This is a genomic window from Arenibacter palladensis, assembly GCF_900129275.1.
Lineage (GTDB): Bacteria > Bacteroidota > Bacteroidia > Flavobacteriales > Flavobacteriaceae > Arenibacter > Arenibacter palladensis.
In genome coordinates this window covers 1,011,239-1,025,179 of record NZ_FQUX01000001.1, presented here as the reverse complement: position 1 = coordinate 1,025,179, position 13,941 = coordinate 1,011,239, and the positions used below count along the sequence as shown (strand labels likewise).

At 39.2% G+C, this 13,941-nt stretch carries 10 protein-coding genes; 5 read left to right on the top strand and 5 right to left on the bottom strand.

All coding sequences use genetic code 11. The features are described from left to right. Positions 1-5: 5 nt before the first annotated feature. From BUA60_RS04045 to BUA60_RS04030, 4 genes are all read right to left on the bottom strand, one after another. The gene (locus tag BUA60_RS04045; protein WP_072860852.1) at positions 6-2,765 is read right to left on the bottom strand and encodes a TonB-dependent receptor; all 2,760 of its coding nucleotides are present in this window, start codon (positions 2,763-2,765) and stop codon (positions 6-8) included. Positions 2,766-3,011: 246 nt separating this feature from the next. Then, on the bottom strand, positions 3,012-4,859 hold the full coding sequence (gene glmS, locus BUA60_RS04040; protein ID WP_072860417.1) for a glutamine--fructose-6-phosphate transaminase (isomerizing): 1,848 nt from the start codon (positions 4,857-4,859) through the stop codon (positions 3,012-3,014). Between the two features lie 129 nt (positions 4,860-4,988). Continuing rightward, positions 4,989-6,827: a DUF4270 domain-containing protein gene (locus BUA60_RS04035; protein ID WP_072860416.1), complete on the bottom strand. Its 1,839-nt coding sequence runs from the start codon at positions 6,825-6,827 to the stop codon at positions 4,989-4,991. Positions 6,828-6,832: 5 nt separating this feature from the next. Continuing rightward, complete coding sequence (locus tag BUA60_RS04030) at positions 6,833-7,642, bottom strand: glycogen/starch synthase (protein ID WP_072860415.1); 810 nt, start codon at positions 7,640-7,642, stop codon at positions 6,833-6,835. A gap of 103 nt (positions 7,643-7,745) precedes the next feature. Between BUA60_RS04030 and panC the strand changes: the two genes are divergently transcribed. From panC to radA, 5 genes are all read left to right on the top strand, one after another. Next, a complete protein-coding gene (gene panC / locus BUA60_RS04025) occupies positions 7,746-8,588 on the top strand; it encodes a pantoate--beta-alanine ligase (RefSeq protein WP_072860414.1) in 843 nt (280 codons plus the stop codon). A 76-nt stretch (positions 8,589-8,664) separates the two neighbouring features. Next, positions 8,665-9,015 (top strand): aspartate 1-decarboxylase, encoded by a 351-nt coding sequence (gene panD / locus BUA60_RS04020; protein WP_072860413.1) that lies wholly within the window; start codon positions 8,665-8,667, stop codon positions 9,013-9,015. Positions 9,016-9,017: 2 nt separating this feature from the next. Beyond that, positions 9,018-9,983 carry a lysylphosphatidylglycerol synthase transmembrane domain-containing protein gene (locus BUA60_RS04015; protein ID WP_072860412.1) on the top strand — a complete coding sequence of 322 codons (966 nt, stop codon included), beginning with the start codon at positions 9,018-9,020 and terminating at the stop codon, positions 9,981-9,983. A gap of 25 nt (positions 9,984-10,008) precedes the next feature. Then, complete coding sequence (locus BUA60_RS04010) at positions 10,009-11,151, top strand: alpha/beta hydrolase (protein WP_072860411.1); 1,143 nt, start codon at positions 10,009-10,011, stop codon at positions 11,149-11,151. Positions 11,152-11,381: 230 nt separating this feature from the next. Next, positions 11,382-12,743 carry a DNA repair protein RadA gene (gene radA / locus BUA60_RS04005; protein ID WP_072860410.1) on the top strand — a complete coding sequence of 454 codons (1,362 nt, stop codon included), beginning with the start codon at positions 11,382-11,384 and terminating at the stop codon, positions 12,741-12,743. 130 nt (positions 12,744-12,873) lie between these two features. Here radA and BUA60_RS04000 read toward each other — a convergent pair whose 3' ends face one another. Next, positions 12,874-13,914: an NADP(H)-dependent aldo-keto reductase gene (locus tag BUA60_RS04000; protein WP_072860409.1), complete on the bottom strand. Its 1,041-nt coding sequence runs from the start codon at positions 13,912-13,914 to the stop codon at positions 12,874-12,876. Between the last annotated feature and the right edge of the window lie 27 nt (positions 13,915-13,941).

Sequence of the window (13,941 nt, the reverse complement as noted above, 5' to 3'; positions counted from 1 at the left end):
TTAGTTTAGTTATTAATTGTCCAAGATAGGTAGTACATAGACCCAATAAAACCTGTTCCGAAGGCAGTAAAATACTCCTTGCCGGTAATGTTGGTTCCACCTAACTTAAAGGAAGATTTGATGCTTGGAACAGTGTAGCTAATTTGAGCATCAAGTGTATGGAATTCCGGCACAACACCATTGCCAAAAGTGGCTTCCCAAAAATAATCATCACTAAATCTGTATGCTAGATTAAAACCAAAATTTTTGAATAATTCCTCATTCCCAAAATTGGCTTTAAACTTATGTTCCGGGGTATTAAAATTCAACATAACATCCGGATTTGCTTCTCTATCAAAATCCAACTTTGTAAAAGTATAACTACCTCCTAAATCAAAATTACCCAGAACTTTCATGTCTAAACCAATTGAAGCTCCGTAAGAGTTAACATCGGCATCAGTATTGGTATAGGCACTATAGCGCTGAATATCATCGTTTCGGATAGCATCTATAGAGAGATCGCCATCACCTGCAATACCATAAAAAGGTGCATCCACAACCTCTTGGGAAATGAAGTCTTTATAACTATTGTAATAGGCACTAAAATCAACTACCAGTTTATCTATCTTTCCTCTATACCCTACCTCAACAGACGTAACCTGTTCGGGTTTTACCAATTCCGGATTTGAAACCTTTAAATCAGCCACGTTATCCGTAATCTTAAAGGTCTCCACTGACTGCGCTGAATAGGCATTTTCATATGCCGCTCTTCCTGTTTGTACTACTGATGCAGGCTGGCCTGACAATTGACCGGTTGAACTTACATCATAGGTGTCAGAATAACGGTTCAAGTTTTCAGGTGCGGAACCAACTAAAATTGCTCTTCCCGCATCTAATCCAATAAATAAATCTTGCGTGGTCGGGTTTCTAAATCCTGTTTGCACAGAGGCTCTAATGTTATGATCTCTATTAAGTGTTAAACCAGCAGAAATACGTGGTGATATGAAGCCATCAAAAAATTCTGATTTATCATAACGTGCCGATCCTGTCAATTTTATGCTTTTTTCATCGGAAAGTTCAATCTTTTTTTGAATTTGGGTATAAATACCATATTCCGAATAATCTATTGGACCATCAGTATCAGTATATATGGTACCTCCAGAATTTAGACTGTATTTTCTATAAGATCCACCAATTTGAATTTCAGCAATATCAATCAAATGGCTAAAATTATAATTACCATCGGCATGGTAATATTTAGAGGCATCTTGAAACTTAGAACCCGTTGATAGATCGGGATCATTTATACTTTTATTAAATGCAGCTTCGAATTGCGGTGTTCCTGGCAGGTAACGACCCGTATCTGCAACGGCTCTCGCCTGTGCATGCTTTTGATCATCCGTTAGACCAGAAGGATTTCCGGACAATTCTATTCCGGCATAAGTTGCTATATAATCTCCAAACCAGTCTTCGTCGGATTTCCAAGCTCTGTTAATGTTAATCCCCGTAAACACCATATCATAAGAGTCTCCTGCTTTATCCCCTACAACATATCCTCGTAAAAAGAAATTGTCATTTTTAATTTCCAATTTATGTTGTTCCTGAAAAAAACCATTGATATTATAACGGTTTGTTCCTTGATAAATAGTAGTACCAGTACCCACTTTACCCACGTAAGAAAACTCAAGGCTGTTGTCTTCAATTGGACGATAGTATAATCCCCAATCTGCCTTAATACTTTCTGCGTTATAGTTGGTTAAGTCACCCTCATTATAACCTGTTCTACTTACCTCTACATCTGGAATAATTCCCAAGCCAGAGGCAGATCTAATGTTCGTGGAAACTTCATCTCCGTATACATTAATTCCATCATAGTTATAATTGGCCCTTGTCCTAGATGGATCGAATTTATCAACCTCACTAGTTGCGGCCCAATCTGTACCTTTTAAATATCCGAAATTTACTTTTCCAGCGAATTTGTCGGAGAATTTATGTGCCGCACGAATACCAAAATCAGTATACGGATTAGTTCCTGCCGACTCTTGAGAGGTGACACCTCTTTTTATAGATACACTTATTCCTTCATGATCAAAAGGGCTTTTACTGCGCATAAAAAGTATTCCGTTAAAGGCATTGGCACCATAAAGTGCTGAGGATGCACCGGGTAGTAATTCAACACTTAGAACATCTGTCTCTATCATCCCTACTAAGTTTCCAATAGGGAAGTTTAACGCCGGAGTAGAGTTATCCATCCCATCAACCAATTGCATAAATCGAGTATTGGCAAAAGAAGCAAAACCTCTAGTGTTTACGGATTTAAAAGTTAAACTGTTGGTGTTTACATCTACACCTTTTAAATTTTCCAGGCCATCATAGAAATCGGCCGAAGCAGTATTCTGGATATCACTAAGTCCAAATCTTTCCACAGTTACCGGGGATTCAAAAACACGCTCCGGGGTCCTAGATGCAGAAATTACCACCTCGTCCAAACTTGTCTGTTCCTCGTTTAAAACAATTGCAATAGTCTGATTGTTTTGGGTAATATTAGCTGTAGAAGCCACAAATCCAATACTCGTAATATTTAAAGTAAAGGGCGGATTCTCACTAGTGTTCAATATAAAATTCCCGTCAAAATCGGATACTGTACCAATGGCTTTGCCCATAATTACAATGTTGGCTCCAGGTACTGGGTCATTGTTTTGATCCACCACATTCCCTTTAATAATCGTTTGTGAATGCGCCAACATTCCAAACATGAAAAAGAATAATAGAAGAATTGATCTCATAAGGTTTTGAGTTAAATTAGTATTAGTAAATGGTAAGATATCACCTAATAGCCAATATACACCAAATTTCAATTTGACAATAAGAAAATCAAATAAATTATGCATGCATAGTATTTTTTACTCAAAATTTAACATTTTTTAATAAAATATTGACAAAATAATGGTCGCAAAAAAATGACATCCGTAAATAATGGCCATTTTGGACCACCATTTACGGATGTCTTTTTAGTTTTATTAAGAGTAATTCTACTCCACAGTAACCGACTTGGCCAAGTTACGGGGCTGATCCACATTACATCCTCTCATCACTGCAATGTGATACGATAATAACTGAAGTGGAATTGTGGTCAATAAGGGAGTTAGACTCTCCAATGTTTCCGGAATTTCTATAACATGGTCCGCCAATTCCTTAACCTGCACGTCACCTTCAGTAACCACAGCTATAATTTTACCCTTTCTGGATTTTATCTCCTGTATATTACTCACCACTTTTTCATAGTGCCCCTTATTGGTTGCAATAACCACAACCGGCATATGCTCATCTATAAGGGCGATTGGTCCATGCTTCATTTCCGCTGCAGGGTAACCCTCTGCATGTATGTAACTAATTTCCTTTAATTTTAAAGCACCTTCCAAGGCAACCGGAAAATTGTACCCTCTTCCCAAATAAAGACAGTTGGTGGAATCTTTATAAACATTGGATATTATTTCCACCAAAGGATTGGAAAGCAAAGCCTTTTCTACCTTGGAGGGAATATTCTCCAATTCACTTAGATGTTCATGAAAACGTGTATTGTTGAAAACCCCTTTTTCCTTTGCCAATTTTAATGCCAATAGGGTCAGCACAGTTATTTGCGTAGTAAATGCCTTGGTTGATGCCACCCCAATTTCGGGGCCGGCATGGGTATAGGCACCAGCATCGGTTTCCCTAGCTATGGATGAACCTACCACATTACACACTCCAAATACAAAGGCCCCCTTTTCCTTGGCCAATTTAATGGCGGCCAGGGTATCTGCCGTTTCCCCAGATTGGGAAATGGCAATAAGCACATCTTTATCTGTTATAACCGGATTTCTATAGCGGAACTCTGAGGCGTATTCCACTTCTACAGGAATCCTGGCCAAATCTTCAAAAATATATTCTGCCACCAATCCTGCATGCCAAGAAGTACCACATGCTACAATAATAATACGATTGGCATTCAGGAACTTTTCCAAATTATCATCTATACCCGCCATTTTTATTATCCCTTCTTTAGCCAATAGGCGTCCGCGATAGGTATCTAAAATGGCTCTTGGCTGTTCGTAGATCTCCTTTAGCATAAAGTGATCAAAACCGCCCTTTTCAATTTCCTCTAGATTAAGTGCCAATTCCTGTATGGAAGGATAGGCAATGGCATCGTCCTTTATTTTTCTAAGTTTAATTTCCTTCCCCAATCTAATGACCGCCATTTCCTCATCCTCCAGATAAATGGCATTATTGGTGAATTCTATAAATGGTGAAGCATCGGAAGCAATAAAAAATTCGTTCTCCCCTACACCTATTGCCAAAGGACTACCTAATTTGGCTACTACTATTTCATCTGGTTTTTGCTTGTCAAAAACTGCAATAGCATATGCCCCAACTACTTCATTCAAAGCAATTTGAACTGCCTTTCCAAGCTTCACCCCTTCTTTGCGCTTTACTTCTTCTATAAGGTTTACCAATACTTCCGTATCCGTTTCTGAAGAAAAAGTATAGCCCCTCTTAGTTAATTCCTTCTTTATAGCATCATAATTCTCTATAATCCCATTATGGATAATTACCAAATCTCCAGAATTGGAATAATGTGGGTGCGAATTCACATCATTCGGGACACCATGTGTAGCCCATCTTGTATGGCCTATACCCAGTTTCCCCTCCAAGGAAATAGTACTTTTGGCCTTATTATTCAGATCCTCTACCTTCCCTTTGGTCTTGGATAAATTTATTTCATTACCGTCATACAAGGCTATACCCGCACTATCATATCCCCTGTATTCTAAACGCTGAAGTCCTTTAATAATAATGGGATAGGCATCCCTATGCCCAATATATCCAACAATTCCACACATATTTCAAAGTTTAATGGTTAGCAATAAACAAAAGGTTTGTATATAACAAATTTAGTACCTTGTTATATAAAACCTTTTATCTTTTAGTTAATTAACGTAAAAATACTATAAGTGGTATTTTTCTGGCTTTTAATTTGCTTTGGTATAGAAAATTTCGAGTTTTAATTTTTTCCCTTCCTGCCCGCTCGGTAGATTATCACTACCATAAAGGACAGTCCCAAAGGGGTTTACAGAAGACATCACTGGCACTTCTCCCTCCGTATCATTGGCCAACATAGCCTTTCCGGTGGATGAAATCCTTATGTCTGAAGTCAATGCCAAATTAAGTGTTGTATTGGTAGAATCCCTCACTATTAGGTCGTTGATGTAATTGGTAATCTTAATTTTATAGGTCTGTCCTTTACCGCTTACCTTGTTTAGAGCTCCATCATAGTTCGTAAAATTCCCAGCATTGTAATCCTCTTCTGATTCCAAAAATTGATTGTATACCGGACCATTGGTATTGTCCTTGTACAAGTACAACTTTGAAGGCTCAATAACATTGCCCGCGGCATCCAAAGTATTTCGATCTACATAAAACACCAAATTGGCTTCATTTATGATCCAGTTCTTGCCCTTGATCTGGTTGATGATCTCATCTCCATTTATTTCGTCGAAAAGTTTAATTTGGGCAAAACTTCCCGCCCCCCCTTTTAAATAGATCTTAGAGGCATTTTCCCCATTATCCAATCCATTTGCAATTTCAGTGGGATAAGCTTCATTGATATAAGTATTTACGGCATTCCCAATTACAGTTCCAGTACTAGTATCTCGCCTTATAAAGTTTAGCACAAATTCCTTCTCACTTTCAATAATGGTGTCGTCCACAGAGCTGGTTACACTGTCATATTTATACTTTATGGTAATATTCCCCCGTGTAATATCCAACAACACTAATACATCGTCCGGAATTGACAAATGGACACCTCTGAAAAATTCGGCAAAATTCGCCTGACTAAGCAACTCGGAAGAACCTTCCTTATTTAAAATATTTTCTTGGAAAAATGCAGCATTCAAGGATACCCTAATTCCTGGTGCAATCCTAGTTGGTGCTTCCTCCGATTCGTCCACATCCTCGGTTTCGGGATCGTCTTCCTGAAAGATCAATTCTTCCACGTTCTTTACCTCTACAGGTCCCTCGAACAATAGGTCCGATACAAAGGTCGGTGAAAACTGTTGGGATGAATAATACTGTTGTGCTTCCTGAAAATTGGTGTTGGGATCCAAATCCCTCAAGAAATAAGTTGACCTCTCTACTTTAAAATTAAATGATTCAGGAATATTCCCATTGGCATCAAAAATACTATCCAGGTCATATTTTACAGGAAATCTGTTCACTGCAGTATCGTCATCCAAACTATCATTGATACCATCGCCGTCCGTATCTGGATTTAAGGGATCGGTACCAAGCGATTTTTCCTGAATATCCGTTAAGGTATCCCCATCACTATCGCTATTGGCATCCTCAGGATCGGCATCATAGACATCGGCCACACCATCAAGATCCAGATCTCCTTTTGGATTTGTTAAAAAAGGTATGAAAAGAATAACCTCTTCCACCGTCTCATTTTCTTTTATGGTAAGGGTACTGGAATCTGTATCGGCAGTTTCCTCCACCGATGCGGAATAATTTCCAAAACTCGGGTTGGCAATGGACAACTGCACCTGAGTGGTTATACTGGCCTCAGTTTTCCCATATATTGGATCTGTATAATTCCCTATTTGATAGACCGGTAATTTATTGGTCCTTACCGCTTCAATCTTTTTATTGTAGGCAAACACATCGTAAACCGCCTTGCCAGCCGTAAATGGTTCTCCACCTACTACACCACTACCCACGGTAGTCAAATCCTCCTCACAGGACCCCAAGACCACAACAAGCAATATACCTACCACAGTAGGCAATTTTAATCTGTTCAATAAATTCATTTAGATTATTTTAAAACTTTGGTGTTATAAAAATTCACGTAAGCTTCCTCAAACTCCTGTAAAGGAACAAATGGCAAAACAGGTTTTTCGAGCTTGGATATGTAGTCTTCCAAGTCGGCCGGAATATCTTCTGCCGCTAAAATAACAGCATCGGCATAATCCACAGCAACTTTTAACAAATTATTATAATTGGGCTCCTCAAGCGCTTTTATACTATCTTCAGGAACACCATCGAAGGCAATCTTTTTAATAAGGTCCTTATCCAAAGTACCATCAAATCCTTGCCCATAAACGGACATGATGATCTTACTCTCGGAAAATAAAGGCTCGTCGGCATAGAATTTCTTAAGATAGAGCGGAAGCAAAGATGCCATCCAACCATGCACATGTATAATATCTGGGGACCAATTTAATTTCTTGACCGTCTCTACAACACCCTTGGCAAAAAATATAGCCCTTTCGTCATTATCCGGAAATAATTTCCCATCCTCGTCCGTGAAAGTTGCCTTTCTTTTAAAGTATTCATCATTATCAATGAAATAAACCTGAATACGTTCCCTAGGTATAGAGGCCACTTTTATGATCAATGGCATATCCATATCATTAATCACCAAATTCATCCCGGATAATCTAATTACCTCGTGCAATTGATGCCTACGCTCATTGATATTCCCAAACCTTGGCATAAAAATCCTTATCTGGCCACCGTTACTATTGACCATTCTTGGGGTTTCGTAAGACATTAAGGAAACTTCGTTCTCTGGAAGATAGGGTACTAATTCTGAAGATACAAACAATATCTTTTTGCCATTCATAAAAGCAATATTTTATTAATAGAGTAAGAGAAAGTGCAAAATTACAAAAATTATGCAGATTAGCAGTAATTATAGTAAGTTTGCTCTCTTTTAAGTAAATCGAATGCAGTTAATTAGCACTAAAAAGGAACTTAAGTCTTATTTAGACTCCCATAAAAAAACCAAATCGATTGGTTTGGTACCAACCATGGGGGCATTGCATATGGGACATATATCCCTGGTCAAAAAATCGGTTGAAGAAAATGAGCTAACCTTCGTAAGCATTTTTGTAAACCCCACACAATTCAACAACAAGGAAGATCTGGACAAGTACCCGAGCACTTTGGAAGCCGATTTGAACCTATTACAAGCAGTTTCCAATGACATAGTGGTTTTTGCCCCATCCGCCTCCGAAATATATTCTGGAGAAATTACCTCCAAAACTTACGATTTTGAGGGTTTGGAGAATGTTATGGAAGGTGAATTTAGAAAAGGACATTTTGACGGTGTAGGAACTATTGTTGAAAAGCTATTACGCATTATATCACCAACCAGGGCTTATTTTGGGGAAAAGGATTTTCAACAACTCCAAATCATCAAAAAACTGGTAGAAAACACCAATTTGCCCGTAGAAATTATAGGCTGTCCTATAGTAAGGGAAGCCAACGGACTGGCCATGAGCTCCAGAAACGAGCGATTGGACACCGAATTAAGACAAGAAGCTGGTTTTATTTACAAAACCCTAAAAGCTGCCAAACAAAAATTTGGCACGAAAAGTGCTAATTTTGTAGTGGATTGGGTTAAAAAGCAATTCAATGCCCATCCAAAACTAAACCTGGAATATGTTAAAATTGCAGATACAGACCAATTGAAACCGGTTAAAAGAAAAAACAGAAAGGTAAAATATAGGGCCTTTATCGCCGTTTATGCGGGAGATGTTAGGCTTATAGACAACATTGCCCTTTAAGGTTGAAAACCAATTCCACAATGCCGACCATAATTAATTTGGAAATCTAATTGGCATAAATGATTAACTTTGTCCCATGCAAATAGAAGTAGTAAAATCTAAAATACACCGCGTAAAAGTGACGGGTGCTGACCTCAACTATATAGGCAGTATTACCATTGATGAAGATTTAATGGACGCGGCCAATATTATTAGAGGTGAAAAAGTTCAGATTGTCAACAACGACAATGGTGAAAGGCTGGAAACCTATGCCATTCCCGGAGCCAGAGGCAGTGGGGAGGTAACCTTAAATGGCGCTGCCGCAAGAAAGGTAGCCGTTGGCGATGTTTTAATTCTAATAACCTACGCTACCATGGATATTGAACTGGCCAAGAAATTCAATCCATCCTTGGTTTTCCCCAATGAGGAAACCAATCTTTTGACCTAGTTTTGAAGTCTTCCATAAAGAATACGTTAAAAACAATTCTCCCCATCCTGCTGGGAGTTTTTTTAGTGTGGTATTCTTATTATTCCACTTCCGAAGAGGATAGGTCGGAAATTATACATTACATAAAAAATGCAGACCTTTTTTGGGTAGGGGTATCCGTTTTCCTGGGAATCCTTACACACCTTTCCCGCGCTGTAAGATGGAATTACCTTTTGCAGCCATTAGGTTATAGGCCAAAGCTTTTCAACAATATATTGATCATATTAACAGCCTATTTTACCAACTTGGGTATACCAAGATCCGGAGAAATATTAAGGGCTACCGCCTTGGCCACCTACGAGCATGTTCCCTTCCAAAAAGGCTTTGGAACCATCGTTACCGAAAGGGTCATCGATTTGGTTATGCTATTCCTGATTGTTGCTATTGCACTCTTCCTTCAAACCGACATTATATGGGGCTTCCTACAACAAAAAGGTTTTAATCTAGTTTTGCTGTTGGTACTTCTTGCTACCGGAATTTTAGTCCTTTCCTTGGGGATGTACGTGGTAAAAAAATCAAAATCAAAATTTGCCCTTAAACTAAAAACATTTTTGCGAGGCCTTTTGGAGGGCATCCTCAGCATTTTTAGAATGAAGAATAAATGGGGTTTTGTTTTTCACACCTTATTTATTTGGCTAGCCTATATAGCTATGTTTTGGGTAATAAAATATACGGTTCTGGAAACCGTGGACCTAAGTGTTAGTCAGCTATTGGTAGGCTTTGTGGCAGGAGCCTTTGCCATGTCCGCTACCAATGGCGGCATAGGCATTTATCCCATTGCAGTTAGTAGCGCCTTGGCAATTTTTGGTATTAGCAAGGTTTCCGGTGATGCCTTTGGATGGATTATGTGGATTTCACAAACTTTAATGATAGTAGTTTTTGGCGCAATATCTTTTCTGATTTTACCGTTATGGAACAGAAACAAATAGTCTTCTATTGCCCAAATACTGTTCTATGCAACGTTTTTTTACTCTATTGGCCTTGTTGGTCTGTGTTGGCAGCAATGCTCAGGTAACCCAAGAAATATTCGAATCCTTTAAATTACAGGAGCGTAGGGATGTTCAATACTACTTCCCCGAAACCTATACCGCAGAAAAAAAATATCCGGTCATTGTTGTCCTCGATGGGGAATATCTATTCGATCAAGTGGTGGCCAATGCAAAATTTTATAGTAACTTCCACGGTATGCCGGAAGCTATAGTAGTTGGCGTACATCAATCCAAAAATAACCTAAGGAATCAGGATTGTGCCTTTGAGCCCGATAGTGGCCTGCCCAATGAAAAAGGCAAACTGTTCTTCGAGTTTTTAGGAATGGAACTTATTCCCTATTTGGAAACCAAATTCAGTACGGCCCCTTTTAAAATGTTCGTGGGATACGATATCACTGCTAATTTTGGAAATTTTTACCTCTTTAAGGACGATTCCCTTTTCAATGCCTATATAAGTATTTCACCTTATTTGGCTCCAGAAATGGAAACAAGGGTACCTGCCAGATTATCGGTGATGAAAAAGAAAATATTCTACCAATTGATCTTGGAGGGCGAAAAAAGTGAAAATAGCAATAGGGTCTTGACATTGGACCAAAACTTAAAAGCAATGGATAGTGATAATTTGCACTATTTCTTTGATAAATACGAGAACGCCGACCATATTTCTGTTGCCACCTACGGCATTGGGAAAGCCTTCGACAATATCTTCGGAATGTTCAAACCCATAAGTCCAAAGGAGTACAAAGAAAAGATTTTAACCCAGGTTGGACCTGTCTTTGATTATTTGGCCGACAAACAGGCTTCTATAGAAAATCTTTTTGGCTTTAAAAAAACAACCAGTCTAAACGACATAATGGCCATTTATGCCGCCTCTAGAAAAAAGGAAGATTTTGAATCCCTAAAACCCTTATCCGATCTTTGTAAAAGAGAGTATCCCAATACGATGTTGGGTTTTTATTTTGAAGCCGAATATTACGAGCAACTGGGCGAACCAAAAAAGGCCCTTAGAACTTTTGAAAAGGCCTTTGGCATGGAAGAAATTGATTTTCTTACCAAAGAAATGGCCTTGGAAAAAATTGATGCCCTCAAAGCAGATTTTGGATACTAAAATAGCCTTTGAATAAATACTTAAGGATAATTAAGAAATCCTTCAACCCTGAGGTTGGTAGCACTACAATTGATGTTACCTTCCTAACCATTAATCAATCTTGTTGGGAAATAGGTATTGTCCTTAGCCATTAAACTTAAATGCACTTGGTTTCATTTTATCCTAAGTGTATAAAACCCTACCTCCTTTTCAAACTTCTTACTACCTTAGCGCAAACCATAATTTAAATAATGGCCAAAACAAAAACTGCTTTTTTTTGTCAGCATTGTGGAACGCAATATGCCAAGTGGGTAGGACAATGTGGAGCTTGTAAGCAATGGAACACCATTGTGGAAGAGGTGATTCAGAAAGAGGAAAAAGTATCCTGGAAAAGTTCCTCCCAACCCTCAAAAAAAATTGCAAAACCATTACGGGTCAATGAAATAAGCATCGATAAGGAAATAAGACTCAATACTTTCGACTTGGAGTTCAATAGGGTCCTAGGTGGTGGATTGGTCCCTGGATCCCTAACTCTGCTGGGTGGGGAGCCGGGGGTTGGAAAAAGTACCCTGTTACTACAGATAGCCCTTAAACTTCCCTATAAAACTTTATATGTTTCCGGAGAAGAAAGTCAAAAGCAAATTAAAATGCGTGCCGATCGCATTCACCCCAATAGCGAAACTTGTTTTATCCTTACCGAGACCAAAACACAGAATATCTTTCAACAGATCGAAGCCACTGAGCCCGATATTGTGGTCATAGATTCCATACAAACCCTTCATACAGATTACATTGAGTCTACGGCAGGTAGTATCTCCCAGATAAGGGAATGCACGGCAGAACTAATAAAATTTGCCAAGGAAACCAACACTCCAGTTATCCTCATTGGCCACATCACCAAAGACGGTACCATTGCAGGACCCAAAATATTGGAGCATATGGTAGATACCGTATTGCAGTTTGAGGGAGATAGAAATTACGTATATCGCATCCTAAGGTCCCTAAAAAACCGTTTTGGATCTACTTCGGAATTGGGAATATACGAAATGCAGGGAAGCGGTCTAAGGGAGGTCAACAATCCGTCCGAGATTCTAATATCCAAGAATGATGAAGGATTAAGCGGCACATCCATTGCGTCTACCGTAGAGGGTATGCGCCCTTTAATGATAGAAATACAAGCCTTGGTAAGCACGGCGGTATATGGCACGCCACAGCGTTCCACCACCGGTTACAATGCAAAGCGATTAAACATGCTTTTGGCAGTTCTGGAAAAAAGGGCCGGATTTAAGTTAGCGGCAAAGGATGTTTTTCTCAATATTACCGGGGGAATATCGGTGGACGACCCCGCCATTGACCTTGCCGTTATTGCGGCCATCCTCTCCAGTAACGAGGACATTCCCATAGAAAAAGGGGTGTGTTTTGCTGCCGAGGTAGGTCTTGCTGGCGAAATAAGGCCGGTACAACGTATAGATCAGCGAATTTTGGAAGCTGAAAAATTGGGTTTTAGCACCATCTACGTTTCCAAAAACAACAAGATAACCCTAAAAAACACCCAAATACGAATACAACTGGCCTCCAAGATCGAAGATGTGGCCAATAGTCTATTCTCCTAACGCCTTATTATTTGTTCGCTATTTTTTTGAATTAAACATCCTTGCCAGAACCATCATCAGTACCACAACCACTACAATTAAGCCGAGTTGCCAAAAACCAACTTTTAAAAAATTCATCGCTATCATATCCTCAAGGAGCTGGATTAGGAATTTCATTATGTATCGTCTCAATACCCTTAAGTACCTCTTCGCTCAATTGCACCTCTATACTCCCTATATTTTCCTTGAGCTGATCCATAGTGGTGGCACCAATTATATTGGACGTTAAAAATGGTCTTGAATTTACAAAAGCCAGTGCCATTTGTGCCAATGACAAACCATTTGCCTGTGCCAGATCATAATATTTTTGGGTTGCCTTAACGGCCGTATCACTACTGTACCTATTGTAATTCGGAAAAAGGGCAATCCTGGAATTCTCAGGTTTTCTACCACCCAGATACTTACCGCTTAAAGTACCAAAACCCAGAGGGGAATAAGCCAACAAGCCTAAATCTTCGCGATGTGCAATTTCTGCCAATCCCACTTCAAAAAGCCTATTTAAAAGACTATATGGATTCTGTATGCTAATCATTCTTGGCAAACTGGGATGCACCTTGCTTTCTTCCAAGTACCGCATAGCTCCCCAAGGGGTTTCATTGGAAATACCCACATGCCTAACTTTTCCTTCCCTAACTAGGTCTCTTAAGGCTTCCAATATCTGATGGATATTATCCTCCCAATGGTCATTGATACTATGCTTATACCCTCTTTTTCCAAAATAATTGGTTGTCCTGTCCGGCCAATGCAACTGATAAAGATCCAAGTAGTCTGTTTGCAAGCGTGAAAGGCTTCCCTCAACGGCCTGTTTAATGGTATCGCGGTTTATTCCGGTGGTTCTGATGAACTTGGTCATTTCGGCTTTTCCTGCAATCTTGGACGCCAAAATTACCTTATCGCGGTTCTTTTTCTTTTTAAACCAATTGCCAATAATTCTTTCAGTGTCTGCATATCGCTCCTTTGTGGCCGGAATAGGATACAATTCTGCGGTATCAAAAAAGTTAATTCCCTGTTCCAAGGCATAATCCATCTGCTCGTGACCCTCCTCTTCGGTATTTTGTCTGCCCCAGGTCATGGTGCCAAGACATATTTTGCTTACTTCAATTTCGGTACGGGGGAGATTGGTATACTTCATTCAGGTGTATTTGAGTGTAAAAAAAAT

Coding starts and splice junctions, on each gene's coding strand:
- BUA60_RS04045 (WP_072860852.1), bottom strand. CDS start 2,765: ATGAGATCAATTCTTCTATTATTCTTTTTCATGTTTGGAATGTTGGCG.
- glmS (WP_072860417.1), bottom strand. CDS start 4,859: ATGTGTGGAATTGTTGGATATATTGGGCATAGGGATGCCTATCCCATT.
- BUA60_RS04035 (WP_072860416.1), bottom strand. CDS start 6,827: ATGAATTTATTGAACAGATTAAAATTGCCTACTGTGGTAGGTATATTG.
- BUA60_RS04030 (WP_072860415.1), bottom strand. CDS start 7,642: ATGAATGGCAAAAAGATATTGTTTGTATCTTCAGAATTAGTACCCTAT.
- panC (WP_072860414.1), top strand. CDS start 7,746: ATGCAGTTAATTAGCACTAAAAAGGAACTTAAGTCTTATTTAGACTCC.
- panD (WP_072860413.1), top strand. CDS start 8,665: ATGCAAATAGAAGTAGTAAAATCTAAAATACACCGCGTAAAAGTGACG.
- BUA60_RS04010 (WP_072860411.1), top strand. CDS start 10,009: ATGCAACGTTTTTTTACTCTATTGGCCTTGTTGGTCTGTGTTGGCAGC.
- radA (WP_072860410.1), top strand. CDS start 11,382: ATGGCCAAAACAAAAACTGCTTTTTTTTGTCAGCATTGTGGAACGCAA.
- BUA60_RS04000 (WP_072860409.1), bottom strand. CDS start 13,914: ATGAAGTATACCAATCTCCCCCGTACCGAAATTGAAGTAAGCAAAATA.